General features: G+C 71.9%; 23 protein-coding genes and 1 riboswitch. Of the genes, 10 read left to right on the top strand and 13 right to left on the bottom strand.

The window, feature by feature from the left end; genetic code table 11:
• Positions 1–26 precede the first annotated feature (26 nt).
• Entirely contained in the window at positions 27–533 is a 507-nt protein-coding gene (locus ABZ406_RS23535; protein WP_357765407.1) for an Lrp/AsnC family transcriptional regulator, read from the top strand.
• A gap of 9 nt (positions 534–542) precedes the next feature.
• On the opposite strand, the gene ABZ406_RS23530 is transcribed toward ABZ406_RS23535, so the two are convergent.
• Positions 543–1,514: a DNA primase small subunit domain-containing protein gene (locus tag ABZ406_RS23530; RefSeq protein WP_357765404.1), complete on the bottom strand. Its 972-nt coding sequence runs from the start codon at positions 1,512–1,514 to the stop codon at positions 543–545.
• Positions 1,515–1,710: 196 nt separating this feature from the next.
• Here ABZ406_RS23530 and ABZ406_RS23525 point away from each other — a divergent pair, with 196 nt between their 5' ends.
• From ABZ406_RS23525 to ABZ406_RS23510, 4 genes are all read left to right on the top strand, one after another.
• Positions 1,711–2,982 carry an N-acetyltransferase gene (locus ABZ406_RS23525; protein WP_357765402.1) on the top strand — a complete coding sequence of 424 codons (1,272 nt, stop codon included), beginning with the start codon at positions 1,711–1,713 and terminating at the stop codon, positions 2,980–2,982.
• A 52-nt stretch (positions 2,983–3,034) separates the two neighbouring features.
• Positions 3,035–3,766, top strand: coding sequence for a histidine phosphatase family protein (locus ABZ406_RS23520; RefSeq protein ID WP_357765399.1), 732 nt, complete (start codon positions 3,035–3,037; stop codon positions 3,764–3,766).
• A complete protein-coding gene (locus ABZ406_RS23515) occupies positions 3,750–4,619 on the top strand; it encodes an NAD(P)H-hydrate dehydratase (RefSeq protein ID WP_357765396.1) in 870 nt (289 codons plus the stop codon). The genes ABZ406_RS23520 and ABZ406_RS23515 overlap by 17 nt, the downstream gene beginning before the upstream one ends.
• Before the next feature lie 78 nt (positions 4,620–4,697).
• Complete coding sequence (locus ABZ406_RS23510) at positions 4,698–5,198, top strand: hemerythrin domain-containing protein (RefSeq protein ID WP_357765393.1); 501 nt, start codon at positions 4,698–4,700, stop codon at positions 5,196–5,198.
• A 338-nt stretch (positions 5,199–5,536) separates the two neighbouring features.
• On the opposite strand, the gene ABZ406_RS23505 is transcribed toward ABZ406_RS23510, so the two are convergent.
• Positions 5,537–5,671, bottom strand: coding sequence for a hypothetical protein (locus tag ABZ406_RS23505; RefSeq protein ID WP_357765390.1), 135 nt, complete (start codon positions 5,669–5,671; stop codon positions 5,537–5,539).
• A 149-nt stretch (positions 5,672–5,820) separates the two neighbouring features.
• Positions 5,821–5,910: riboswitch (ZMP/ZTP riboswitch) on the top strand.
• Positions 5,911–5,930: 20 nt separating this feature from the next.
• Here ABZ406_RS23505 and ABZ406_RS23500 point away from each other — a divergent pair.
• The gene (locus tag ABZ406_RS23500; RefSeq protein ID WP_357765387.1) at positions 5,931–7,367 is read left to right on the top strand and encodes a glycine hydroxymethyltransferase; all 1,437 of its coding nucleotides are present in this window, start codon (positions 5,931–5,933) and stop codon (positions 7,365–7,367) included.
• Between the two features lie 122 nt (positions 7,368–7,489).
• Here the strand turns inward: ABZ406_RS23500 and ABZ406_RS23495 are convergent, their stop codons facing one another.
• The 6 genes from ABZ406_RS23495 to ABZ406_RS23470 all read right to left on the bottom strand — a co-directional run bounded on the left by ABZ406_RS23495 (position 7,490) and on the right by ABZ406_RS23470 (position 13,796).
• The gene (locus tag ABZ406_RS23495) at positions 7,490–7,750 is read right to left on the bottom strand and encodes a hypothetical protein (RefSeq protein ID WP_357765384.1); all 261 of its coding nucleotides are present in this window, start codon (positions 7,748–7,750) and stop codon (positions 7,490–7,492) included.
• A gap of 67 nt (positions 7,751–7,817) precedes the next feature.
• Entirely contained in the window at positions 7,818–9,134 is a 1,317-nt protein-coding gene (locus ABZ406_RS23490; RefSeq protein WP_357765381.1) for a PLP-dependent aminotransferase family protein, read from the bottom strand.
• Positions 9,135–9,137: 3 nt separating this feature from the next.
• Positions 9,138–10,241: an alpha-hydroxy acid oxidase gene (locus tag ABZ406_RS23485; protein ID WP_357765378.1), complete on the bottom strand. Its 1,104-nt coding sequence runs from the start codon at positions 10,239–10,241 to the stop codon at positions 9,138–9,140.
• Positions 10,234–11,229, bottom strand: a complete 996-nt coding sequence (locus tag ABZ406_RS23480) for an alpha/beta hydrolase (RefSeq protein WP_357765374.1) — start codon at positions 11,227–11,229, stop codon at positions 10,234–10,236. The genes ABZ406_RS23485 and ABZ406_RS23480 overlap by 8 nt, the downstream gene beginning before the upstream one ends.
• 7 nt (positions 11,230–11,236) lie before the next feature.
• The gene (locus ABZ406_RS23475; protein WP_357765371.1) at positions 11,237–12,448 is read right to left on the bottom strand and encodes a cytochrome P450; all 1,212 of its coding nucleotides are present in this window, start codon (positions 12,446–12,448) and stop codon (positions 11,237–11,239) included.
• Between the two features lie 70 nt (positions 12,449–12,518).
• Positions 12,519–13,796, bottom strand: a complete 1,278-nt coding sequence (locus tag ABZ406_RS23470) for an SGNH/GDSL hydrolase family protein (protein ID WP_357765582.1) — start codon at positions 13,794–13,796, stop codon at positions 12,519–12,521.
• A 310-nt stretch (positions 13,797–14,106) separates the two neighbouring features.
• Here ABZ406_RS23470 and ABZ406_RS23465 point away from each other — a divergent pair, with 310 nt between their 5' ends.
• Genes ABZ406_RS23465 through ABZ406_RS23450 form a run of 4 tightly spaced genes read left to right on the top strand, consistent with a single transcriptional unit; the run spans position 14,107 to position 18,634 of the window.
• Positions 14,107–15,666, top strand: coding sequence for an AMP-binding protein (locus ABZ406_RS23465; RefSeq protein ID WP_357765368.1), 1,560 nt, complete (start codon positions 14,107–14,109; stop codon positions 15,664–15,666).
• Positions 15,663–16,886: an MFS transporter gene (locus tag ABZ406_RS23460; protein ID WP_357765365.1), complete on the top strand. Its 1,224-nt coding sequence runs from the start codon at positions 15,663–15,665 to the stop codon at positions 16,884–16,886. Before ABZ406_RS23465 ends, ABZ406_RS23460 begins: the two co-directional genes overlap by 4 nt.
• A 42-nt stretch (positions 16,887–16,928) precedes the next feature.
• Positions 16,929–17,906, top strand: coding sequence for an aminoglycoside phosphotransferase family protein (locus ABZ406_RS23455; protein WP_357765362.1), 978 nt, complete (start codon positions 16,929–16,931; stop codon positions 17,904–17,906).
• A 47-nt stretch (positions 17,907–17,953) separates the two neighbouring features.
• Positions 17,954–18,634, top strand: coding sequence for an SGNH/GDSL hydrolase family protein (locus tag ABZ406_RS23450; protein WP_357765359.1), 681 nt, complete (start codon positions 17,954–17,956; stop codon positions 18,632–18,634).
• Positions 18,635–18,720: 86 nt separating this feature from the next.
• Here the strand turns inward: ABZ406_RS23450 and ABZ406_RS23445 are convergent, their stop codons facing one another.
• Genes ABZ406_RS23445 through ABZ406_RS23425 form a run of 5 tightly spaced genes read right to left on the bottom strand, consistent with a single transcriptional unit; the run spans position 18,721 to position 23,742 of the window.
• Positions 18,721–20,079 (bottom strand): hypothetical protein, encoded by a 1,359-nt coding sequence (locus ABZ406_RS23445; protein ID WP_357765356.1) that lies wholly within the window; start codon positions 20,077–20,079, stop codon positions 18,721–18,723.
• Positions 20,076–21,044: a transketolase C-terminal domain-containing protein gene (locus tag ABZ406_RS23440; protein ID WP_357765579.1), complete on the bottom strand. Its 969-nt coding sequence runs from the start codon at positions 21,042–21,044 to the stop codon at positions 20,076–20,078. The genes ABZ406_RS23445 and ABZ406_RS23440 overlap by 4 nt, the downstream gene beginning before the upstream one ends.
• 28 nt (positions 21,045–21,072) lie before the next feature.
• Complete coding sequence (locus ABZ406_RS23435) at positions 21,073–22,044, bottom strand: thiamine pyrophosphate-dependent dehydrogenase E1 component subunit alpha (RefSeq protein ID WP_357765352.1); 972 nt, start codon at positions 22,042–22,044, stop codon at positions 21,073–21,075.
• On the bottom strand, positions 22,041–22,832 hold the full coding sequence (locus ABZ406_RS23430; RefSeq protein WP_357765349.1) for a DUF3050 domain-containing protein: 792 nt from the start codon (positions 22,830–22,832) through the stop codon (positions 22,041–22,043). The genes ABZ406_RS23435 and ABZ406_RS23430 overlap by 4 nt, the downstream gene beginning before the upstream one ends.
• 1 nt (position 22,833) lies before the next feature.
• Positions 22,834–23,742, bottom strand: coding sequence for a phytanoyl-CoA dioxygenase family protein (locus ABZ406_RS23425; protein ID WP_357765577.1), 909 nt, complete (start codon positions 23,740–23,742; stop codon positions 22,834–22,836).
• Positions 23,743–23,781: the final 39 nt, after the last annotated feature.

Below are 23,781 nucleotides of genomic sequence, written 5' to 3'. Positions count from 1 at the left end.
ACGGTTGGCATGCGGGAGGCCCAGCGGTGAGCCAGGAGACCGCCGACGAAGCGAGCCGGGGCACGGGATCGGGACGATCGGCCCGAACGTTGGACGAGGTGGATCGGCGGATCCTCGACGAGCTGGTCCGCGACGGCCGGACGTCGGTGCGCACCCTCGCCGAACGCATCCACATCTCCCGCACGAACGCGTACGCGCGCGTGGAACGGTTGCTCCGCGACGGGGTGATCACCGGGTTCCGGGCCCAGGTGGCGCCCGAGGCCGCCGGGTTGGGCACCTCGGCGTACATCGCCCTGACCATCGAGCAGAACACCTGGCGGGAGGTGTCGGCCGAGCTGGCCCAGGTGCGCTACATCGAGCACGCGGCGTTGCTCGGCGGTGACCACGACGTGCTCGCGCTGGTGCGTGCGCCGGACAACGCCGCGCTGCGTGACGTGGTGCTGGGCCGGGTGCAGGGCATCCCCGGGGTGCTGTCCACCCGCACCTGGCTGGTGTTCGAGGAGTTCGACGGGGCGGGCAGCCCCTGGGCGTGACCGCTGGGCTCAGCGCTCCGGCGGGGCCTCCAGCCCGTCCCGGTCGGCCAGCTCCAGCAGCGGTTCCAGCGAGTGCCGGTCCCCGTCCAGGCCGGCGTGCGGGTCGCCGCGCTCGGCGAACCGGGCCGGCATGCTCAGCACGTCGAAGTCCTCCGGGCGGACCTCATCCAGCTCCGACCAGTCCAGCGGCGCGGAGACCAGCGCGGCCGGCGTCGGCCGGATCGAGTACGCCGAGGTCACGGTGTGGTCCCGGGCCATCTGGTTGTAGTCGACGAAGACCGGCCGGTCCCGTTGCTCACGCCACCAGGTGGTGGTGACCAGGTCGGGCAGCCGGCGCTGCATCTCCCGGCCGAGGGCGAGCACCGCCCGCCGGCAGTCACCGAAACTCCACAGCGGCTCGATCGACAGGTAGACGTGCAGGCCCCGACCACCCGTGGTCTTCGGGTAGCCGGTCATGCCCAGCTCGGCGAGGAACGCCCGCACCTCGTGCGCCACCGGCACCACCTGCTCGAAACCGACGCCGGGCATCGGGTCCAGATCGATGCGCAACTGGTCGGGACGCTCCACGTCGCCGGCGGTCACCGGCCACGGGTGGAACCGCAGGGTGCCCAGGTTGGCGGCCCAGATGACCACCGCCAACTCGCTCGGCGCGATCTCATCAGCGGTACGGCCACTGGGGAACGTGATGTGCGCGGTCCGCACCCACTCGGGCGCGCCCGCCGGCAGCCGCTTCTGGTAGAACGCGTCACCCCGGTTGGTCTGCCGGGTGGCGATGGTCGCGCCCTCGAAGACACCGCGGGGCCACCGTTCCAGCATCGTCGGCCGGTCCCGCAGCGCCCGCAGGATGCCGTCGCCCACCGCCAGGAAGTACCTGACCACGTCCAACTTGGTCAGCCCACGCTCCGGGAAGTACGGCTTGTCGGGGCTGGAGACGCGGACCAGCCGCTCCCCCACCTGGATCTCCTCCGCGGGCGTTGCCACGCCACCGAGGGTACCCGGCGGTCAGGTCGTCAGCAGGGCACCGACCACCATCAGCGCCATTCCCGACCGAACGACGGAGTCGCCGCCAGCCACCGCGAACCGGCCCGACCGCGACCACCACAGCGGCTCGAAGGCCCCGGCCGGGCACCGGCCGGCGTCGATCGAACCCCTTGACCCGGTGGGGCAGTATGGCGTCGTGCGCCAGCAGAAGACCAGATCGGGCGGGGCACCCACCGTCCAGATCGACGACGCGTCGGCCGAGGACATCCCCGCCCTGCTCGCCCTCGACGCGCTCTGTTTCCCGCCCGGCGACCCGACGCACGAGCCAGCGGCGCCGAGCGAGATCGAGAACGGCGTCGCCGCCGGGCACGTCCGGGTGGTCCGCGCCGGCACGGAGATCGTCGGCTTCCTCCAGTACGAGTTGCCGAGCGCCCATCACCTCTATCTGAGTGGGCTCGGGGTGCACCCGGATCACCGGCGCACCGGTGTGGGCGCGGCACTGCTCGACGACTTCGTCGCCCGGGCACGGACGGTCGGGGTGCAACCCCACCCGACCATCTCCACGGTGACCAGCCCGGAGAACCTGGCCATGCTCGGGTTGCTGCTGTCCCGCGGGTTCGTCGTGCGCACCATCGTCCCGGACTACTTCGGCCCGGGACGCGACCGCTACTACTGCCAGCACAAGTCGCGCGTGGAGTACGTCGACGCCGACGAGCGCTACCTGATCCCGGTTGCCGCGTCGGCGCAGATCGCCACCCTGCTGGCCGGCGAGCAGAACGTCATCACCGGGCTGGTGAACCTCCCCGCCGGGCCGGCCCTGGAACTGTCCCGGTTCGAGAAGGACGACTTCGCGGCCCTGCAGTCCGACGAGAGCGCCGCCGGGATCGCCTTCTCCAGCGGCATCCTGGCGTCGATCGCGTTCGTGCTCGGCCTGTCGTTCACCTCCCCGGCCTATCCCGACGGGGTGCGGGTGCTGCTGATGTGCTCCGCCCTGGCCACCACCGCGTCGCTGATCATCTATGCCAACACCTCCGGTGAGCTGGCCCGGCTGCGCACCAACAGCTTCGGCCGGTACACCAAGTGGGGCAACGTGCTGTCGGAGTTCGGTGGTGTCTTCCCGTTCCTCATCGCCCTACCGGTCACCTTCGCGAAGATCACCTCCTCGGTGGGCGTCGCCCTGGCTGCCGCAGCCCTCTTCGGCGCATCCCTGCTCGTCTACGACCGGTCGAGCTTCGCCATCTCGGCACGCTTTCGCCAAACCGTCAGCACGACCGCCCTGTCCCTCCTCGTCGCCGCCGCGCCGGTGCTGGGCGTCCTCGCGGTTCGTCACCCCGCCCCGACGGTTCCCTGGGCCTGGACGGGAGCCGTACTCCTGGCCCTGGCCGCACTGTCCTTCACGTATCTCTTCCGCCGGCGCGACGAGTCGACACCCCGGGTAGGGCTGCGTCCCTGGCAGAGCCGCCGCTAGCCAGCGGGCGGCGGTCCGATTACCGGACGCTCGCGCCGGGTAGGGGGGCCGCATGGCGGAACTGGCAACCCTCTGGATCGTCCGGCACGGCGAGAGCACCGCGAACGTCGCGGCGACGAACGCCGAGGCGTCGGGCGCGGAGCTGATCGACCTCACCCACCGCGACGCCGACGTGCCGCTCTCCGCTACCGGCGAGGAGCAGGCGCGGGCCACCGGCCGTTGGCTGGCCCAACTGCCGGACGCGAAGCGTCCGGACGTCGCGGTGGTGTCGCCATACCTGCGGGCGGTGCAGACCTCCCGGCTGGCGCTTGCCGGCACCGACATTCCCGTGCACCGCGACGAGCGGCTACGTGACCGGGAGCTGGGCATCCTCGACGGGCTGACCGGGCACGGGGTGCGGCGACGCTACCCGGACGAGGCCCACCGCCGGGAGCGGTTGGGGAAGTTCTACTACCGACCGCCGGGCGGGGAGTCCTGGACGGACGTGGCGTTGCGGTTGCGGACGCTGCTCGGCGACCTGCGCCGGGACCACGAGGGTTGCCGGGTGCTGCTCTTCGGTCACGACGCGCTGGTCTTCCTGCTTCGTTATCTGGTGGAGGGGTTGACCGAGGACGAGCTGATGGCGCTCACCCGGCAGGACGTCATCGCCAACTGTTCGATCACCGAGTGGTCGGCGGACAGCGAGGACCGGCTGACGCTCACCGCCTTCAACCATGTCGAGCACCTGCGTCAGCAGGGCGCCCAACCCACCAGGGAGGACGAGATCCATGCCGAGCCGGTCTGAGGTGAAGGTGATCACGCCGGCGTTGCTGCGCGACTGGGCGCTGCCGGTGCCGGTCGGCGGGAAGGAGAACCGGGGCACCGTTCTGGTGGTCGGCGGTTCCCGCTTCACCCCGGGTGCGGTGCTGCTCGCCGGGGTCGCCGCGTTGCGCGCCGGCGCCGGGGTGCTCCAACTGGCCGCCGCCGAGTCCAGCGCCGCCGCGCTGAGCATCCAGGTGCCCGAAGCGCTGGTGATCGGTCTGCCGGAGACCGCGGACGGCGCGGTGGCCGCCGACCGGGAGGGCCAACTCGGTGCCCTTGTCACGGAGGCCGACGTGGTGACGCTCGGCCCCGGCCTGAAAGCGATCGACGAGACCAACCGCCTGCTCGCCCTGGTCCTGGAGGCGGCCCGTCCGGACACGTCACTGGTGCTCGACGCGTACGCCCTCGGTGCCCTCAGCCACGCACCGGACCTGCTGGTCGGGTCGGGCCGGCCGGTGGTGCTCACCCCCAACGTCACCGAGGCCGGGCACCTGCTCGGGCGGGACCCGGGCGACGACCTGGACGCCGAGGCGGCCGAGTTGGCCGCCCGGTACGAGGCCGTCGTGTCCCTGTACGGGCACGTGGCCGCACCGGACGGACGGCGTTGGCGGGAGGAGAGCGGCGACGCCGGGCTGGGCACCTCCGGCAGCGGAGACGTGCTCGCCGGGCTGTTGGCAGGCCTGCTGTCGAGGGGCGCCGACCCGGCCCAGGCGGCCTGCTGGGGCTCGTTCGCGCACTCGGTGAGCGGCCAACGGCTGATCCCCCGCTACGGCCGGATCGGCTTTTTGGCCCGCGAGTTGCTCGACGAGATCCCGCGCACCCTGGCGATGGTCTGAGGCGGTTTCACCTGTTTCCGCGTGCGACGTGGGGGTACCGGAACCCCACCAGCCAGACTTTTCAGGGAGGTCATACCGGTGTCGACCGATGCCATCGTCCTGCTCAAAGAGGACCACAAGGAGATGCGCCGGCTGTTCAAGGCCTTCCAGGACGCCGAGGAGGGGCCGGCGAGCCAGCGGCAGAAGCTGGTGGACCAGATCCTGGAGGCACTGACGGTGCACACCTATCTGGAGAACGAGGTGATGTACCCGGAGGTCCGCCGACTGCTGCCCGACCTGGAGGACGACATCCTCGAGTCGTACGAGGAACACCACGTCGCCGACGTGCTCTGCGCCGAACTGGCCAGCATGGACGCGGGCGACGAGCGGTTCAACGCCAAGACGACGGTGCTGATCGAGAACGTCACCCACCACGTCGAGGAGGAAGAGGAAGAGTGGTTCCCCAAGGTCCGCGACGCGCTGGGCCGTAAGCAGCTCCAGGAGATCGGCGAGAAGATGATCGCGCTGCGCGCGGACGCTCCCCGCACCCCCACCGACCCCAAGGCGATCAAGAAGGCAGTGGACGCGGTCACGGCCTGAGAGTCACCGCGCACCCCCGAAGGGCCCGGCATCCGCCGGGCCCTTCGCCCGCCCCAACCAAAAGCCCTCCACCCCACCCCACCCCGGCCCCGGCCCCGGCCCGCGATCTTGCACTTTCTGTCGCGACGAAAGGCACGAATCGCCGCAAACCAACAACAGAAAGTGCAAGATCGCGCGGGGAAGAAGGGGGAGGGGTGAGGGCGGGGTCAGGTTGCTGAGCCGGGCTCGGCCATCCGGCGGTGCTGCTCGGACTTCAGCTTGTCCGCAATGATCTTGCCGGCGGCGGTCTGCACCTTGTTCACCAGGGAGCCGGCGGTGACCGTCTGATTCTCCCTTCATCATCGCCGCGAAGCCCTGGCCGCGATCACCGGGTCGAAGCCGTGCGCGACGAACTGCGCCGCCAGCTCGTACCCGATTCCGCTGGACGCCCCGGTCACCAGGGCGAGCGGTCGGTCGGTGGTGGGTGTGGCCATGTTCTCGACTCCTTCTGTGCGAACCCTGGCCGCACCCGTGACGGCGCGGTGGTCACCTTTTGTGTGCCCCGCGACGCAACGCCCAACCACGTCGGCGGGGTCGCCTCCCGGAGGGCGGCCCGAACGGCCGGTTCCGGCCCGGTAGGATCGGCTCGGGCCGTTACTGGCGCGTGGGGATGGACAACCATCGGGGAGCGGCCTCGTCACGTGGACGTCTGCCGAGCGCCTGGGCCTTCCCGCACGTTCTGTTGGAGGTCGCATGTCCCGCAACGCCGAGTCCACCGCATTCCGCAGTGCCCTTGAGGTGATCCGGGCTGTCGAGCCGCGGGTCGCCGATGCCATCGGCGCCGAGCTGACCGACCAACGGGAGTCGCTCAAGCTGATCGCCAGCGAGAACTACGCCTCCCCGGCGACCCTGCTCGCGATGGGCAACTGGTTCAGCGACAAGTACGCCGAGGGCACCGTCGGCCGCCGCTTCTACGCCGGCTGCCAGAACGTCGACACCGTCGAGGCGCTCGCCGCCGAGCACGCCCGGGAACTGTTCGGCGCCGCGCACGCGTACGTGCAGCCCCACTCGGGCATCGACGCCAACCTGGTCGCCTTCTGGGCGGTGCTGGCCGACCGGGTGGAGTCCCCCGCCCTGAAGAAGGCCCAGGTCCGCCAGGTCAACGACCTCACCGAGGCCGACTGGTTCACGCTGCGCCGCGAGCTGGGCAACCAGCGGATGCTCGGCATGTCGCTGGACGCGGGCGGCCACCTCACGCACGGTTTCCGGCCGAACATCTCCGGCAAGATGTTCGACCAGCGCAGCTACGGCACCGACCCGGCGACCGGCCTGATCGACTACGACCGGGTGGCCGAGGCGGCCCGCGAGTTCAAGCCGCTGATCCTGGTGGGCGGCTACTCGGCGTACCCCCGGAAGGTGAACTTCCGGATCCTGCGCGAGATCGCCGACTCGGTCGGCGCCACCTTCATGGTCGACATGGCGCACTTCGCGGGCCTGGTGGCCGGCAAGGTGTTCACCGGCGACTTCGACCCGGTGCCGCACGCCCACATCGTCACGACCACCACGCACAAGTCGTTGCGCGGCCCGCGCGGCGGCATGGTGCTCTGCCAGCCGGAGTTGGCCGACCAGGTGGACCGGGGCTGCCCGATGGTGCTCGGCGGTCCGCTGCCACACGTGATGGCCGCCAAGGCGGTCGCGCTCGCGGAGGCCCGCCGGCCCGACTTCGCCGACTACGCCCAGCGGATCGTGGACAACTCGCAGGCCCTCGCCGAGGGTCTGCTGCGTCGGGGCGCGACGCTTGTCACCGGCGGCACCGACAACCACCTGGTGCTCATCGACGTGTCCGGTTACGGGCTCACCGGCCGGCAGGCCGAGCAGGCGCTGCTCGACTCGGGCATCGTCACCAACCGCAACTCGGTTCCGCAGGACCCGAACGGGGCCTGGTACACGTCCGGCATCCGGATCGGCACCCCGGCGTTGACCACCCGGGGTCTCGGCACCGCCGAGATGGACCAGACCGCCGAGCTGATCCACACCGTGCTGACCCAGACCACCGCCGGGGCGAACGCCGACGGCACCCCGTCGAAGGCGAAGTACACCCTGGACGCGGGCCTGGCCGACAAGGTCGCCCGGCAGGCCACCGATCTGCTGGCCACGTACCCGCTCTACCCCGGCGTCGACCTGAGCTGAGCCGAGCCGACTCGTGTCGATCATGGAGTTGTGGTGCCCGGATCAGTGTGGTCAGCGGCTGTTGTCCACCACCACAACTCCATGATCGACGCGGACGGGCGGCGGCGCCCCGGGGCGGGGCTTCAGCCCAAGGGGCGCTTCAGGTGGTAGCGGTGGACCTCGGTGCTGCCCTGGACGTTGTTGACGTCCTCGGCCGCCGAGACCAGCTCCCACCCCTCGCGACCGGCGCGGTTGAGGTGCGCGATGGCGGTGTCGCCGTAGGCGGTGATGTCCTTGCGGGACCCGTCCGGCGCATACCAGACGAACGAGACGTGAAAATTGCGGCCCTGTCCCTGATAGCGACGGACGAGCAGGGCGTACTCCCAGGCAACCATGCGGCTCATTATGACCGTCCACCCAGGACGGCCGCACGCGGGTCGTCGCGCATTGCCATCCGATGAACGCGCTGTGTCAACCCGCCCGACGGGTCAGCTCGTCGGTGATCAGCGCCGCGAGGCGATCCAGCCCGACATCGATCTGCTCCGGTGTGACGGCGCTCACCGACAACCGCAACGCGCACACCGGCGCGGTGTCGTCGTAGAAGTGCGCCATCGGCGTCCACAGCACCCCGTAGTCGCGCGCCGAGCGGTCCAGCAGCGCGTCGTCGACCGGGAACGGCACCGTCACCACCACGAAGAACCCACCGGCCGGCACCGTCCACCGCACCACCCCCGGCCGGTCCGGGAAGCGCCGGGCGAGGCCGGCCACCAGGTGGCGCAGATTCCGGTTGTACGCGGATCGCTCCCGGGTGTTCGCGGTCACCAGGCTGCACCCGTGCTCGAGCAGCCGGCCACCGATCACCGCCTGCGCGATCGGTGACGTGTTCACAGTGACCATGCTCTTGATCATCGCGAGCTGGTCGGCGAGCGGGCCGACCCGTCCGTCCGGGCCAGCCACCCGCTGGTCGGCCACCACGTAACCGACCCGGGCGCCGGGGAGCACGGTCTTGGCGAACGAGCCCAGGTAGACGACCCGCCGCCCGGTGTCCAACGCCTTCAGGGTGGGCGGGCGCGGCCCGTCGTCGCTGTGGAACAGGCCGTACGGGTTGTCCTCCAGCAGCAGCAGATCCTCCTGCGTGGCCAGGTCCAGCAACCGTTGCCGGTGGGCGGTGTCGATGCTGACGCCGGAGGGGTTGGCGAAGTCCGGCATCACGTAGCAGGCGCGCGGCCGCAGCCCCGCCGCCCGGGCTCGGCGTACCTGAGCGGCCAGGTCGGCCAGATCGACCCCGGACGGACCACCGGCGACCGGCCAGACCGGCAGGTCGACAAGCCGGGCCGCCCCGGTCAGTCCGACGTAGGTCGGGGCGACCGCGAGCAGCACGTCCGCCGGCCCGGCCCGCAACGCCCGCAGCACCAGGAACATCGCCTCCTGGCAGCCGACGGTCACCACGACGTCCTCCGGGTCGACCGTGAGCCCCTCGTCGACAGCGAGGTTGCGGGCGATCAGGTGGTGCACGATGCCCTTGGTCCGGCCGTACTGCAACAGCAGCCGCCGGGCCTGCTCGGGCTGGTGTCCCAGGTCGTCGACGAGGTGCCTGTGGAAGGTGTCCAGGTGCCGGTGCACCGCCGCCAGATCGAAGAACTCCTCGTACGGCCGACCGGCCGCGAGGGACACCGCGGCCGGATACCGTTCGGACACCTCGTTGAGGAAGTTCATCGAGGTCAGCGCCGGGTCACCGAGCGCCGGGTGCAGGTCGGCGGCGGTCAGGTCGACCGGTTCGGTGGCCACCTCTCAGCCCACCCCGAGGGTGCGCAGCTCGGCCGCCGCCGCCACGTCGGCGCAGCCGGCCAGGGTGAGCGCGTCGGTCAGCTCGGCGACGAGCAGGGCCAACGCGGTTCGGGCCGCGGCCTCGCCGCCGACGGCGAGGGCCCAGAGCAGCGGTCGGCCGACCAGCACCCCGGCCGCGCCCAACGCCAGCGCCCGCAGCACGTCAGTGCCGCCCCGGATGCCGCTGTCCAGCAGCACCTGGCAGCGGTCCCCGACCGCGTCGACGACCTCCGGCAGCATGGTGACGCTCGCCGGGGAGCCGTCCAGTTGCCGCCCTCCGTGGTTGGAGACGACCACCGCGTCCGCGCCGACGCGTACCGCCTCGGTCGCGTCGCGCGGGTCCAGCAGCCCTTTGACGACAAGTGGCAGGTCGACCTGCTCCCGCAGCCACGCCAGGTCCGCCCAGCGAAGCGCCGGTGCGAACGACGCGGCGGTGTGTGCGGCGATCGCGGACACCCCGGGGGCACCGGCGTGCGCCAACGCGTCGCGCCCGTCGGGGAGGTTCGCGGCGACCACCTCGTCCGGCAGCCGGAACGCGTTGCGCAGGTCCCGGGGGCGTCGGCCGAGCACCGGGACGTCCACGGTGACCACGAGCGCCCGGCAGCCGGCCGCGACGACCCGGTCCAGCAGGTCGCGGACGAGTGCCCGGTCCCGCAGCCAGTAGAGCTGGAACCAGACGTCGGCGCCCGCTCGGGTGACCTGTTCGATGGGTGTGCTGCCCAGCGTGCTCGCCAGGTACGGGATACCGGCCGCGCCGGCGGCGGCCGCCAGACCCAGCTCCCCGTCCGGGTGCACCAGCCGCTGGTAGGCCATCGGTGCCACCGCGACCGGCATCGCGTACCGGCGGCCGAGCAGGTGAGCGCCGAGGTCGACGGTGTCCACCCCGCGCAGCACCCGGGGCAGCACCGCCACCCGGTCCAGGGCGCGCCGGTTCGCGGCGAGGGTCACCTCTGACGCGCTCCCGCCGGCCAGGTAGTCCCACACGTCCGGCGGCAGCGTGGCGCGGGCCCGCTCGGCGTAGTCGGCGAGCGACACGGCCGGCACGTCGGCCAGCACCCGCTCACCCATCGCCCGCCGCCGCACCCGTAGCGGCAGCCGCCTCGCCCGGGCCCGCCAGCTCGTCCGACGTGGAAGGCAGCCCGAAGCGCTCCCGCAGGAACGCCGCCGCGCTCCCCTGCGCCCGTCGCCCGTCGGTGAAGGTTCCCGGCATGGCGAAGAACCCGTGGATCATGCCCGGGTAGTGCTCCAACCGGGTGGACACCCCCGCGTCGCGCAGCCGCTCGGCGTACCGCTGGCCCTCGGCGCACAGAGGGTCCAGTTCGGCGGTGATCACCAGAGCCGGCGGCAGCCCGGACAGGTCGTCAGCGAGCAGCGGCGACGCCAGCGGATCCGTGGCGTGCGCCGGGTCGGCGAAGTAGTGCGTCCGGTACCAGGCGACCGATCGGCTGTTGAACAGCGCCGGGTCGTCGTCGCCGGTCGGTTCGCCGCTGGAGTCGGTGTTCGGGTAGACAAGCAGTTGCCCGGCGAGCGCCGGCCCGTCCGTACGGCTGAGCAGGGTGACAGCGGCGGCCAGGTTCCCACCGGCGCTGTCCCCTCCCACCGCCAGCCGGGTCGGGTCCACGCCCCACTCGTCGGCGTTGCGGGCGATCCACGAGGTCGCCGCGTGACAGTCGTGCACCGCCGCCGGGAACGGGTGTTCCGGGGCGAGGCGGTAGCCGACGGTGATCACCTGGCAGGGCACCGTGTTGGCCAGCCGCCGGCAGATGCCGTCGGCGGTGTCGATGCTGCCGAGCGTCCAGCCGCCGCCGAAGAAGTACAGCAGCGTCGGCAGCGGACCCGACCCGGCCGGCCGGTACACCCGCACCGGCAGTTCCCCGGCGGGGCCGGGGATCAGCTCGTCGCGTACCTCGGTCACCGGCTCGACCGCGCCGGCGCCGGCACGGATCGCCGCCAGGTCCGCGGCGCGCGCCTCGGCGAGGGTCTGCGCGTACAGCGGCGGGGTGCCGGCCGTGGCACGGGCCGCCCGGTACGCGGCCACCTCCGGGTGCACTGCCATGTCGCTCCTATCCGCCGGTGCTGACCAGCAGCTTGTCGATGCCGCGCAGGAACAGGCTGCCGCTGTACGTCGGTGTCTCGGTGACCGTCAGCGCGGGGAACCTGGCGAACAGCCGGGGTAGCGCGAGCCGACCCTCCAGCCGCGACACCGCCGCGCCGAGGCAGAAGTGCAGACCCACCCCGAAGGCCAGGGACGGAGGGCCGGGACGGGTCGGGTCGAAGGTGTCCGGGGCCGGGAAGCGGGCCGGGTCCCGGTTCGCCGCCCCGATCATGATCAGCACGTTGTCGTTCTCGGCGACCGGGATGCCGTGCAGCACCGTGTCGACCGGCGCGGCGCGGGCCAGGAAGTGCACCGGGCTCGCCAACCGCAGCACCTCGTCGACGCAGCCCTGCGCGAGTGTCGCGTCGGCGGGCAGCGCCGCTACCGTCCGCGGGTGGGCCAGCAGCAACGGCAGCCCGTTGCTGAACATGTACACGGTGGTGACGAAGCTGGCGTTGAACAGCACGATGAGGTTGCTGATCAGCTCATCCTCGGTCAGCTCCACCTCCCCGGAGTCGAGCGCCTCGACCAACCCGCTGAGCAGGTCGTCCCCCGGCACCCGGCGGCGGTGCCCGATCAACTCCCGGTAGAACGCCCGCAACTCCTGGGCGGCGGTGTTGGCAGCGGCGAGCCGCTGCGGGGTCTTCCCCGCCACGTCCAGGAACTCGTCGATCCACTCCACCCGCTCGCGGTACCACGGCAACTCGGCCGCCGGGATGCCGATGAACTCGGCCATCACCAGGGCCGGGATCGGGTACGCGAAGTCGGCCACGAAGTCGACGACGCCATCCCCGGCGTCCGCCATCCGGTCCAGCAGCTCGTCGACCACCCGCACGATCACCGGTTCCAGCGCGCCGAGGCGCCGCGGCGTGAAGGTGCGGGAGAAGACGTGCCGCATCCGGGTGTGATCGGGCGGGTTGACGAACATCATCGAGGTCTGGAAAGTCCGCAGGATGTCCTGCTCCTCCCAGCCCGGCGGCGGCTGCTTCGTCCACTCCGGATCTCGCAGCAACCCGTCGACGACGTCGTAGCCGACCGCGACGGCGGCCACAGTACGGTGCTCGGCGCGGGCCGGCACCGCGCTGACCGGGCCGAGCCGGTGCAGACCGGCGTACCACGGGTACGGATCCTGTCTGCCCTCTTCGCTGTACAGGCCGGTGAGTAACTCTTGCACGTCCACGGCCAACTCCTCCCCAGGATGTCGGTGGCCGCCGGGGGCGGCGGGGATCACCCGCCGCCCCCGGTCGATGTCACAGGTCGAGCAGGCGCAGCGGCACGGCGTTGGCCAGTGCCTGGTTGCCGGCGTCGTTCGGGTGGATGTGGTCCCCCGAGTCGTAGGCGGGCAACAGTTGGCTGGGCCGGGCCGGGTCACGCAGCACCCGGTCGAAGTCGAGCAGACCGTCGAACTCCCGGCTGCCCCGCAGGTACGCGTTCACCGCCTGGCGGGTGGCCTCCTTCTCCGGCGTCCACACCCCCGGCGCCCCGTGCCCCTCGTACGGCGTCAACGTGGCCACCAGGCTGGTCAGCCCACGCTGCCGGAGCTGCTGGTTGATCTGCCGCAGGGTGCCGATGATCGCCTCGGGGGTGTCGTTCGACATCCAGATGTCGTTGATGCCCAGGTGGGTGACGACGGTCCGCACCCCGGTCTGGGGGAAGACGTCCTCGTTGAGCCGGGCCGCCGCGTTCGGGCCGAGCTGGTAGTAGCCGGGGTAGTTACCGTCGCCGGGCTCGGTGCCCTCGTGGTTGAGTCGGTTGCCGGCCAGGCTCAGGTTGAGCACCCCCGGGGTGCGCCTGTCCGGCCGGTCGGCGAGCAGCCGGTCCGACAGCAGGTCGGGCCAGCGCCGGTTGGCGTTGACGGTGCTGCCGTTGCCGTCGCCGATGGAGTCGCTGAGCACGACAAGCGCGCCAGGGCTGCCCTTGCGCTGCACGTCGACGCCGGAGAGGAAGAACCAGCAGCAGGTGGGACGGGTGGTGAACCCGGTGCCCTCGGCCGCCCCGGTCAGATCCCCGGCGCCGATGAAGTTGGCCTGCTGGGACTGCCCGTGGAACGTGGTCGGGCCGGTCGGCGTCGGGAAGTGCAGGGTGACCACCAGGTCACTGTCGTCCGCGACGGGGAAGGCCAACGGGTCGCTGAGCAGTTCCGCTCCCCGGTTCATCGTCGCCGTGGTGGCACCGGTGAAGGTCAGCGGGCGCACCGACGCCGCGTCGATGTCGGAGACGTCGTCGGGGGTGGCGGTGTTCGGCCTGGCGACGGTGGCGCGACCGACCTGCACCGCCTGCTCGCCGTAGAGGTTGCTCAGACGGACCCGCACCGCCGGGCCGCCCACCGAGACGTGCACGATCATCCGGACGCTCTGGTTGCTGAGGCCGGTGTTCGTCAACCCGACCGAGTTGCCCCGGGTGACAGCGGTGGCCCAGCTGCCCGCCCACTCGGCGCGGTCGGGTCGGTCGGCCGCGGTGCCGGACGGACCGGCGCTGGCCACGACGGCGGGTGTGCCGGCGACCAACAGCGCGGCCGCGGCGGCGATCACGGGCCATCTCTTCGGGGTTGCCGTTGCCATGGAACCTCCATCGTGGGGCAGCCCAGGGCCGTCCGCTGACGGCGCCCGCCTGGACGATGGTCCAGAAACCTAGCCGCCGCCGCTGACAGGCGTCAATCAACCTGATCGACGCGATCAAATGTCCGGCGGGCCGCCGGGATCGCCCTTCGGCACGGTTCCGACCAGCCGTTTCGCGCCTAGGCTTCCAGGCGGCGGCGGTGCGGTCGCCGAGCGCGCCACCGTCGCGTCGTCACCGGGAGCTGCCCGGGGACCGCCAATCTGGGATGGGGGCTGCCGGATGACTGACGGACCCGGGCACACGACGACCTACGTGCACAGGGTGTTGGACCTCTTCGCCGAATTCGGCGACCGGGAGGCGCTCGTCGGCGCCGATCGGCGACTCACCTACACCGAGGCCGCCGCGCGGGTTCGGGCGATGGCCGCGACGTTGACCCGGCACGGCGTACGGCCCGGGTCGGCGGTGCTGGTGACTGTCGCGAACGCGGTGGAGGGTCCGCTGCTGCAACTCGCCCTGCATCTGCTGGGCTGCCGGACGATGTGGGTCGCCCCGGTGACCGCGCGCCGGGAGGTCGACGAGTTCATCAGCCTGGCCCGTCCGGACGCCCTGGTCTACGACGCCCGGGACCCGGCCGGTCTGGGCCCGGAGCTGGCCGCCGCGCTCCCCGGCACGCCGGTGTGCTGTCTGGGCGCGGGCGGCGCCGGCCCCGACCTCACCGTCGACGCCGACGTGACGGGCCTGCCGTCGTCGGTGCCGGCGCCCGAGTCGTTCCTCCAGACCAGCGGCACCACCGGAAGCCCCAAACTGGTGCACCACCGGGAGAGCTTCTACGCCCAGATCCTCACCCTGGCCGCCGACTTCCGCGCCGCCGGGTTTCCGCTGCTGCGGCACCTGTCGCACTCACCGATGTGGCTGGCCAGCGGGCAGATCACCACGCTGTTCAACCTGTTCACCGGAGGCGTGCTGTTCCTGCGCGACGACTGGAACCCGGTGGCCTTCGTGGACACCGTGCAGCGGGAGCGGATCAACTCCACGTTCGTCACCCCACCGATGCTCTACGAGGTGCTGGACCACCCGGCGCTCGTCGGCGCGGACTTCTCCGCCATGTTCATGTTCAACGTGGGCGCCGGGCCCGCCGCGCCCGCCCGGCTGCGCCAGGCCATCGCACGGTTCGGCCCGGTGCTGCGCATCGTGTACGGCCTCAGCGAGGCGGTCGTGATCACCGCGCTGCCCGGGTTGACCGACGATCCGGAGCACCCGGAGCGGCTGCGGTCCTGCGGGCGGCCCTACGGCGACGTCCGCGTCGAGATCCGCGACGACGACGGCACGGTGCTGCCGACCGGCCGCGACGGCGAGGTGTGGGTGCACACCCGACTGAGTTTCGCCGGCTACCACGGCCAGCCGGAGCTGACCGCGCAGACGCTCGTCGACGGGTGGGTGCGGACCCGCGACATCGGCCACCTCGACGACGACGGTTACCTCTACCTGGTCGACCGGGCGCACGACATGATCGTGACGCATCGCCGGAACTGGGCGATCTTCTGCCGTCCCATCGAGGACGTGCTGGTCGGGCACCAGCAGGTACGGGCCGCCGCCGTGATCGGCGTACCGGACCAGACGGTCGGGGAGGTGCCGCACGCGTACGTGGTGCTCGGGCCTGACGCGACGGTCAGCGAGGCGGAACTGATCGACCTGGTGACCGCCGAACTCAACGAGATGTGGGCACCGGCCGCCGTGGAGTTCGTCGACCGGCTGCCGGTGAACCGGTCGATGAAGGTGGACAAGCGGGCGTTGCGGGCGCGGTACGCGGCCCGTCGGGCGGCGGCGGTCGGGGCGTGAACCCCCGCCGGCAACTGGTCGTCCTGGTCAGCGCCGACCTGATCTCCAATCTGGGCACCCGCATCTCGGTGGTGACCATTCCGTGGCTGGTGCTCGTCACCACCGGCAGCCCCACCAAGATGGGCCTCGTCGCGTTCGCCGAGACCCTGCCGTACCTGCTGTCCAGCGCGTTGGGCACGCCCTGGGCGGACCGGATCGGTCTGCGCCGTACCTCGATCTTCTGCGACGCGGGCAGCGCGGTGGCGATGGTCGTCGTCGCGTTGACCCCGTGGTTGGGTTTCGCGCCGCTGGTGGCGCTCGTCGCGGTGGCCGGCGCGCTGCGGGGCATCGGCGACCGGGTGAAGCACGTCATGTTCCGCCCGGCCGCGGAGGCCGCCGGGGTGCCGCTGATCAGGCTGACCTCCGCGTACGACGGGCTCAGCCGGGTGGTGACCCTGTTCGGCGCCGCGGTGGGCGGCCTGCTGATCGCCGTGTTCGGGGTGACCGAGGCGATCCTCATCGACGCCGCCAGCTTCGGCGTCTGCGCGCTGCTCATCGGCGTCCTGGTCCGCCCACCGGCCGCCCCGGCCCAACCCGCGCAGCCGGAGAGCTATCTGCGCGCCCTGCGAGGTGGCTTCAGCTACCTGGGCCGGGATCGGCCGCTGCTCGGCATGCTTGCCGTCATCTCGGCACTGAACATGGTGGCCAACGCCAGCGTGGCCGTCTACATCCCGGTCTGGGTGGCCCGGGAGTTGCACGGCCCGAGCGGTCTCGGCCTGGTGCTGGCGGCGTTCTCGGCGGGAGCGCTGCTGGGCAACCTGGTGTTCACCGCACTCGGGCCCCGGCTGCCCCGGCGGTTGACGTTCCTGGTCGGCGCGCTGGTCGCCGGCACACCCCGGCTGGTCGCCCTGGCGATAAGCGACGAGTTACCGGTGGTGCTCGTGGTGACGTTCCTGTCCGGCATCGGCATCGCGGCGGTCAACCCGCTGCTCGGGGTGGCCCTCTACGAGCGGGTACCACCGGAGTTGCAGACCCGGGTGATCGGCATCGCCGGGTCGTTGGCGTTCGTCGGGTTGCCGGTCGGCGCGCTGCTCGGCGGCTGGTCGGTGGACGCCCTGGGGCTCACCCCGGCCCTGCTGACCATGGCGGCGGCGTGCCTGGTGGTCACCGCGTACCCGCTGCTGAGCCGGGCATCCGGCCCGGAGGCGCCGGCGCCCCGCACGGCCGTCGCCACCCGGTAAACCCGGTTGCGGGCCCGACCCGGCTGCCGCAGGCTCGGGCCGGTGAGCGAACAACCCACGTACGGCGTGCCGGTGTCCGACGCCGCCGTGGCCGACCGGATCGACACGGCCCTCGTCCGCCGGTTGGTGGCCGAGCAGTTTCCCCGGTGGGCGGAGCTGCCGATCCGCCCGGTCGAGGTCGACGGCTGGGACAACCGCACCTTCCACCTGGGCGAGGAGATGACCGTGCGGCTGCCCAGCGGCGCCGGGTACGCCCTCCAGGTCGCCAAGGAGCAGCGCTGGCTGCCGGTGCTCGGACCACAGTTGCCGGTGCCGATCCCCGTGCCGCTGGCCCACGGCCGTCCCGCTGCCGGTTACCCGTACCCGTGGTCGGTCTACCGTTGGGTCGACGGGCGGACCGCCCGACGCGAGCGGATCGGCGACCTGACCCGGTTCGCCACCGACCTCGCCGGCTTCCTGCGCGCCCTACGCGGCGTGGACGCCACCGACGGCCCGGCGGCCGGCCCGCACAGCGCCTGGCGGGGTGGTCCCCTGTCCACCTACGACGCGGAGACCCGGGCGGCGATCGAGACGCACCACGACCACATCCCCGTCGACGTGGTCACCGGGATCTGGCAGTCCGCCCTCGACGCCCCCTGGGCCGGGCCGGCGGTGTGGTTCCACGGCGACGTCGCGGACGGCAACCTGCTGGTCCGCGACGGCCGACTCACCGCGGTCATCGACTTCGGCTGCTCCGCCGTCGGTGACCCGGCCTGCGACACCGTGATCGCCTGGACCCTGCTGCAAGGCCCGAGCCGGGCGGCCTTCCGCGCCGCGCTCGGTCTCGACGACGCCGCCTGGGAACGGGGACGAGGCTGGGCGCTGTGGAAGGCGCTCATCACACTCGACGATCGGGACCCCGCCAAGGCCGAGTGGGCCGAGCGGGTGCTCGGCGAACTGCTCGCCGAGCACCGCGCTGAAACCCGACCGGTCGGCGGTGGCGTGCTCGGACCTGTGCGCACCTGGTCGAGGTCAGCCTGACCGGCTGAGCCTGGCCCAGCAGGCCAACGGTCGGCTAGCGTGCCGGCATGCCATCGACCCTCACCGAATCGACGGACCCGTACTGTCTGCGCCCCGGGGAGGCCACCGAACTGCTGAACAGGCACCCGTGGCGGCGGTTCGTGGCGCTCGGCGACAGCGTCGTGGAGGGCATGTGTGAGCCGACACCCGGCTACCCGGACGTCCAGTGGGTCGACCGGATCGCCGCCGAGCTGGCCGCCGTTCGCCCCGAGCTGGCGTACCGGAATCTGGGTCGGCGCGGGCTGCGCGCGCACCAGGTGCGGGCCACCCAGCTCGCCCCGGCGCTGGCCCTCGCACCGGACCTGGCGCTGGTCGTCTGCGGCGGCAACGACGCCTTCCACCCGGCGTACGACGCGGGCGCGGTGGACGCCGAGCTGACCGCCATGATCGCCGCGCTGCGCGAGGTCGGCGCCGACGTGATCACAGTGGGCATGTTCGACGTCTCGCACAGCCCGGCGGTACCCGCGCACCTCCGGCCCGGCCTGGGCGAACGCATGCGCCGCCTGTCGGCCCACACGGCCGCCCTGGCCGAACGCCTGAACACGATCCACGTGCACCTGACCGACCACCCGTTGACGGCCGACCCCACCCTCTACAGCACCGACGGCCGCCACGGCAGCGCCCGCAGCGACGCCATAGCAACGGCCGAAACCCTCCGCGCCCTCTCCCCCCACCGCCGTCCCCGGTGATCAAGAGGTTTGCGTCAACGACCCCGGCGTGTCGTGACCGAAACCCCTTGATCACCGCAAGCAAAGGGGGTTAGGGGGTCAGGGGGTTAGGGGGTTAGGAGGATTCCGGTTAGGAGGACGCCGTGGGCCAGGTTGAGGATTCCGTCGCAGCCCGGGTAGCCGACTCTCGCCAGGCCGCCGGAGGCTTGGCGACCGAACAGGTACGGGGCCAGGGAGTACGGGACGTCGGCCGTGACCGTCTCACCGGTCTCGATCTGGACGAAGTCCATCGACACCCGGTCGGTCGGCAGGTACTCCTGAAGGATGGCGCCGCCCTGGTCGACGGCGGCGCGCACCCCGTCGGCCCAGTCCGCCGCGCCCAACTCCGGGCCGAGCAGCACGCCGTGCCCGGCCGAACCGTCGGCCGGCTTCGCCACGAGGGTGGCCTGCTCGGCGAGGGCCCGGTCGAGCACCGCGGCGGTCAACGACACCGTGTACGGCACGTGTCGACGGATCAGCGTCTGGTCGTCGGCGGGCAGCCCGTCCACGTCCTCCCACAGCCAGGCGAACGTGGTCTTGTTGCCGAGCAGCCAGGCCGCCGCCGACACGTACATCGGTAGGGTGCCGGCTGCGAGGGCCACTGCCACCGCGTCCAGGCCGGCGGTCGGGGTGACCCGGTTGGGCACGAAGAGCCGGAACAACGCGTCGACCGGCGCGCCGTCCACGACCAGGCGGTTGTCGGCGTCCACCGTGGCGGTGGCGACCGGTGCGATGACCAGGTCGATGCCGAAGTCCCGGGCCCGTACGGCGAGGGGGTCGAGGATCCGGATGAACGTCTGCGGGTCGTCGAGGCCCGGGTAGTCACCGTCGAAGTCCATCAGCAGCGCCACCCGGGCGCCCTCGGGCAGCCGCAGCTCCTCGCGGATCGCCACGAACCGCTGGTCGAGCAGGGACGGCGCGGCCCGCACCGGCAGGTCGTCGAGGATGCCCTGCTCCTGGTAGAGGCGCGCGTACCGCTGGATGACGGTGTCGGCGTCGAACCCACCGCCGAGGCTGCTGTCGATGTTGTACTCGACGAACTTCGGCACCCCGTCGGAGAAGATCACGTCCGGGCGGTACGCGGCCAGCAGCGCCTCGGTCAGCGGCTCGGCCTCGTCCAGCAGCCGGGTCTCCCCCGCCGGTACCCCGAGTAGCTGGCGCAGCTCACCGGCGGTGCCGGCCCGACGACGGCAGGCGTCGAGGATGAGCTGGGCGAGCCGGTCACAGACGTCGTTGAGCTCCCGCCAGGCATCGGCGACGAGCACCGGGGGGCGGGCCAACCGCCACTGCTTGTTGTAGGTGGCCCGGCCGTGGAAGACCTGCTCCCAGGCGGCCGCCCCGCTGGCCACCATGGCCCGTCGGGTCGGCTCCGGCAGGCTGGTCCAGGCCCGGTCAGCCGCCGGCCACTGGTAGTTCGGGTCGGTCATGATCCGTCCTTCATGGTCAGGTGAATGGCGGTGGCGAGCTGGTCCCGACTGGGCTGGACGGCCCGGTCCAGTGCCGGGGCGAACGGCAGCACCGCCCCGTCCGGCCGGGTGACCCGGCGCGGCGGGGCGAGCAGCCGGACCCGTTCCACGACCGAGGTGATGATCTCGGCGGCCATCCCGCAGGAACGGTTGCCGTCGTCGAGCACCACGAGCCGCCCGGTGCGGGCCACCGACTCGGTGAGGCCGTCGATGTCGAACGGGTACAGGGTGCGCGGGTCGAACACCTCCACCGAGACCTGGTCGGCCACCTCCTCGGCGACGGCGAGGGCGTCGTGCACCAGGTGCCCGACCGCCACCACTGTCACGTCGTCGCCGAAACGGTGGATCCGGCCCCGGCCCAGCGGCACCGGCGTCAGGTCGTCCACGTCCTCACGCACGTCCATGGCGGCGGCCGGTGCGAACACCACCACCGGGTCGTCGTGGCGGATCGCGGTGACCAGCAGCCCGTACGCGTCGGCCGGGGTGGCCGGCACGACGGTGACCACGCCGACGTGGGCGAAGAGGCTGTACGGGTGGTCGGAGTGCTGCCCGGCCCACCCGGTCCGCGAGCCGGACCCGGGCACCAGGTAGGTGACGGGGACACTGCACTGCCCGCCGGTCATCAGCGGGAACTTGTGCGCGTGGTTGACGATCTGTTCGAAGACGAGGAACAGCAGCGACGGGATCTGGAACTCGATCACCGGTCGCAGCCCGGCCAGCGCCGCCCCGGTCGCGAAGCTGGTGAACGCCTGCTCGGACAGCGGGGTGTCACGGACCCGTTCGGTGCCGAACCGCTTGGCCAGCCCGGTGGTCACCAGCGACGCCCCGACCTGGACGTCCTCGCCAAGCAGGAACACCGCCTCGTCACGGGCCAACTCGTCGGCGAGGGCCCGGGTCAACGCCCGCCGGTACGACAGTCGGGGCACCTCAGCCACCTCCGGTGTGTGCGGTCATTCAGCCACCTCCGGTGCGGGCGGTCAGACCGCTGGCGTACAGGTAGGTCAGCGCGTCGGCCGGGTCGGGTTCCGGGCTGTCCAGGGCGAACCGCACCGCCGCGTCGACTGTCGCCTCGACCTCGGCGTCCACTGCCGCGCGGTCGGTGTCGGTGAGGCGTTCACCCTGGATGCGGACCGGGTCCCGGGTTCGGGCCCGGGTCACCTCGTCGGGCGGGCGGTAGTCGAGGCGTACCGCGTGTTCGAAGGTGTGGTGCACGTCGAAGCGGTAGGTCCGGGCCTCGATCAGCTCGGGGCCGCCACCGGCGCGCATCCGGCCGACGGCGGCGGCCGCGGCGACGCGTACCGTTTCGGGGTCCTGGCCGTCGACCACGACGGCTGGGAGGTCGAACGCGGCGGCTCGGCCGGCGATGCTGCCGGCCACCGCACCGGCGACCGGCATGGTGGTGGCGTAGCCGTTGTTCTCGCAGACGAACAGCACCGGCACCCGCCACAGCGCGGCCAGGTTGAACGCCTCCAGCAGCATCCCCTCGTTGACCGCGCCGTCGCCGAAGAAGCTCACCCCGACCGTGTCGCGGCCTCGACGGCGGTGGGCCCAGACCGCGCCGGTGATGATCGCCCCGGAGGCGCCGACGATCGCGTTGGCGCCGAGCACGCCGATGCTCAGGTCGGCGGCGTGCATCGAACCGCCCCGGCCGGCGTTGAGGCCGGTGACCCGGCCGCACAGCTCGGCGAGCATCCGGGCCGGGTCGGCACCGCGGGCCAGGACGTGCCCGTGCCCGCGGTGCGTGCCGGCGAGCACGTCGTCGGCGCCCAGCGCCGCGCAGACGCCGGCGGCGATCCCCTCCTGACCGAGGTACGGGTGGATGCCGCCGACGATCTGCCCGCCGTGGACCAGCTCCACCGCCCGTTCCTCGAACCGGCGGATCAGCCGGACCGTGCGGTAGAGCCGGACCCTGTCGGCGTCGGTCACGCGGGCCCCTTGATGGCGGCCAGGATGTCGTCCCAGAGCCGGGCCCGGGCAGCGAGGGCGGTGTTGACGGTGTCCGCGCACTCCTGCCACTTGGTGTCGTCGTCGCCGCACAGGTCGGCGAGCATCTGCATGGCCATCGGGGTGTGCTGTTCGCCGTCGACCTCGATGTGCCGCTCCAGGTAGTCGACGAACGTGTGCAGCCGGTTGCTGCGTTCGTTGACCGAGACGACCTGGGTGAACATGTCCGGGATCAGGTCTTCCCGGCCGAACGCGAAGGCCGCCGCCTGGCAGTGCACCGGGGTGGACTCGATGATCTGCCAGGTGGTCGCGGCGAACCTCGCCGACGCCTGCGGCACCCCGGCCTCGGCGAGTGCCTCGGTGACCGGCCGGCCGCTGCGCAGCAGGTCGATCAGGGTGTTCACCGCAGTGGTGTCCGCGCCGGCCTCGGCCATGCCCCCCACGTACAGCTCGAAGTGGCTGATGTAGCCGCCGCCCAACTCGTCGCTCTCCTCGACCATCACGATGTCGTTGATGAGGCGGCGGCTGCCGGTCGGGCCGGTCGGGATCCACGGAACGGTGACGCAGGTCAGTTGCCGTTGCAGCGACTTCAGCAGGGACATGAAGTCCCAGACCGCGAAGACGTGGTGCTCCATGAAGGTGACGAGCGCCTCGTGGGTGTCGAGGTTGGCGTAGAGCGGGTGCTTGACCACGGCGTCGCGCCTGTCGGTCACCGCCCGCTCCAACCGCTCGATGCCCGGGTGCGTCTTACCCCAGTCGTACCGTGACATGTCAGCCTCCCTGCTGGGCGCGGTGGCGCCAGATGACCGGGCAGTAGTCGGGGTCCGCGTAGTCCGGCCGCCCGTCGTGGGTGCGGCGGACCAGCACGTCGTGGTTGTACGAGGCGAGCGTGCCGTCGGAGAGCGGAAACTCCCGCCAGGCGTTGTCGCCGTCCTGCAGGTGCAGCGAGATCGCCTGTCGGGGGCGACCGCTGACGTTGGGGCCGCTGCCGTGGTAGGTCCGGCAGTGGTGGAAACTCACGTGCCCCTTGGGAATCACCATCGGGATCTTGCGGATCTCCGCGCCGTTGTACGCCGCGTTCTCGGCCAGCATCTCCTCCAACTGGCTACGGTCCCGGTCGGCGAAGTGCCGCACCACTGTGTCGTCCGCGCCGATCTCCTTCCACCGGTGCGAACCGTCGACCATGGTGATGGTGCCCATCTCCTCCCCACAGTCGTGGAAGGGGATGAACGCGGTGAGCATCTTCTCCGACGACGACGACGCCCAGTAGTGCTTGTCGAAATGCCAGGGCACGATGTTGCTCGGCTCGCCGGAGATCGGCGGCTTGTAGATGAGCGTGGACTGGAAGACCCGGATCTCGTCGGCCTCGGCCAGCCGGGCGGCGACAGCGCCGATCAGCGGCTTGCGCAGGATCGCACCGAGCCCGTCGTGTTCGTGGTGGACGTAGTCGTTGTGCCGCTGCACCGGGCCCATGGCCGGCTCCCAGTAGACCAGCTTCGGTGGGCGTACCGGCAGCCGCCGGTCCCGCTCCCCGTCGTAGTAGCGCTGCGTGGCGGCGGCGAGGGCGTCCACCTCGTCGTCGGTGAACACCTTCCCGGACAGGTACCAGCCGTGCTCGGCGTAGTGCCGCACGTCGTCGTCGGACGGCAGCAACGCCTGCTCCTCGGCGGTCAGGCTCACTGTGCCCTCCTCGGTTCGCGACTGCGGGTCGCGCAGACC

Origin of the sequence: Micromonospora sp. NPDC005710 (assembly GCF_040630995.1) — a bacterium.
Classification (GTDB): Bacteria; Actinomycetota; Actinomycetes; order Mycobacteriales; family Micromonosporaceae; genus Micromonospora.
The sequence above is the reverse complement of the archived record's forward strand: the minus strand, read 5'-3'. Positions and strand labels throughout refer to the sequence as shown.

What these genes read in the sequence shown, in the direction of transcription:
- ABZ406_RS23520 (WP_357765399.1), top strand. Translation starts at nt 3,035, where the DNA reads ATGGCGGAACTGGCAACCCTCTGGATCGTCCGGCACGGCGAGAGCACC.
- ABZ406_RS23515 (WP_357765396.1), top strand. Translation starts at nt 3,750, where the DNA reads ATGCCGAGCCGGTCTGAGGTGAAGGTGATCACGCCGGCGTTGCTGCGC.
- ABZ406_RS23505 (WP_357765390.1), bottom strand. Translation starts at nt 5,671, where the DNA reads ATGGCCACACCCACCACCGACCGACCGCTCGCCCTGGTGACCGGGGCG.
- ABZ406_RS23500 (WP_357765387.1), top strand. Translation starts at nt 5,931, where the DNA reads ATGTCCCGCAACGCCGAGTCCACCGCATTCCGCAGTGCCCTTGAGGTG.
- ABZ406_RS23495 (WP_357765384.1), bottom strand. Translation starts at nt 7,750, where the DNA reads ATGAGCCGCATGGTTGCCTGGGAGTACGCCCTGCTCGTCCGTCGCTAT.
- ABZ406_RS23485 (WP_357765378.1), bottom strand. Translation starts at nt 10,241, where the DNA reads ATGGGTGAGCGGGTGCTGGCCGACGTGCCGGCCGTGTCGCTCGCCGAC.
- ABZ406_RS23480 (WP_357765374.1), bottom strand. Translation starts at nt 11,229, where the DNA reads ATGGCAGTGCACCCGGAGGTGGCCGCGTACCGGGCGGCCCGTGCCACG.
- ABZ406_RS23465 (WP_357765368.1), top strand. Translation starts at nt 14,107, where the DNA reads ATGACTGACGGACCCGGGCACACGACGACCTACGTGCACAGGGTGTTG.
- ABZ406_RS23450 (WP_357765359.1), top strand. Translation starts at nt 17,954, where the DNA reads ATGCCATCGACCCTCACCGAATCGACGGACCCGTACTGTCTGCGCCCC.
- ABZ406_RS23445 (WP_357765356.1), bottom strand. Translation starts at nt 20,079, where the DNA reads ATGACCGACCCGAACTACCAGTGGCCGGCGGCTGACCGGGCCTGGACC.
- ABZ406_RS23430 (WP_357765349.1), bottom strand. Translation starts at nt 22,832, where the DNA reads ATGTCACGGTACGACTGGGGTAAGACGCACCCGGGCATCGAGCGGTTG.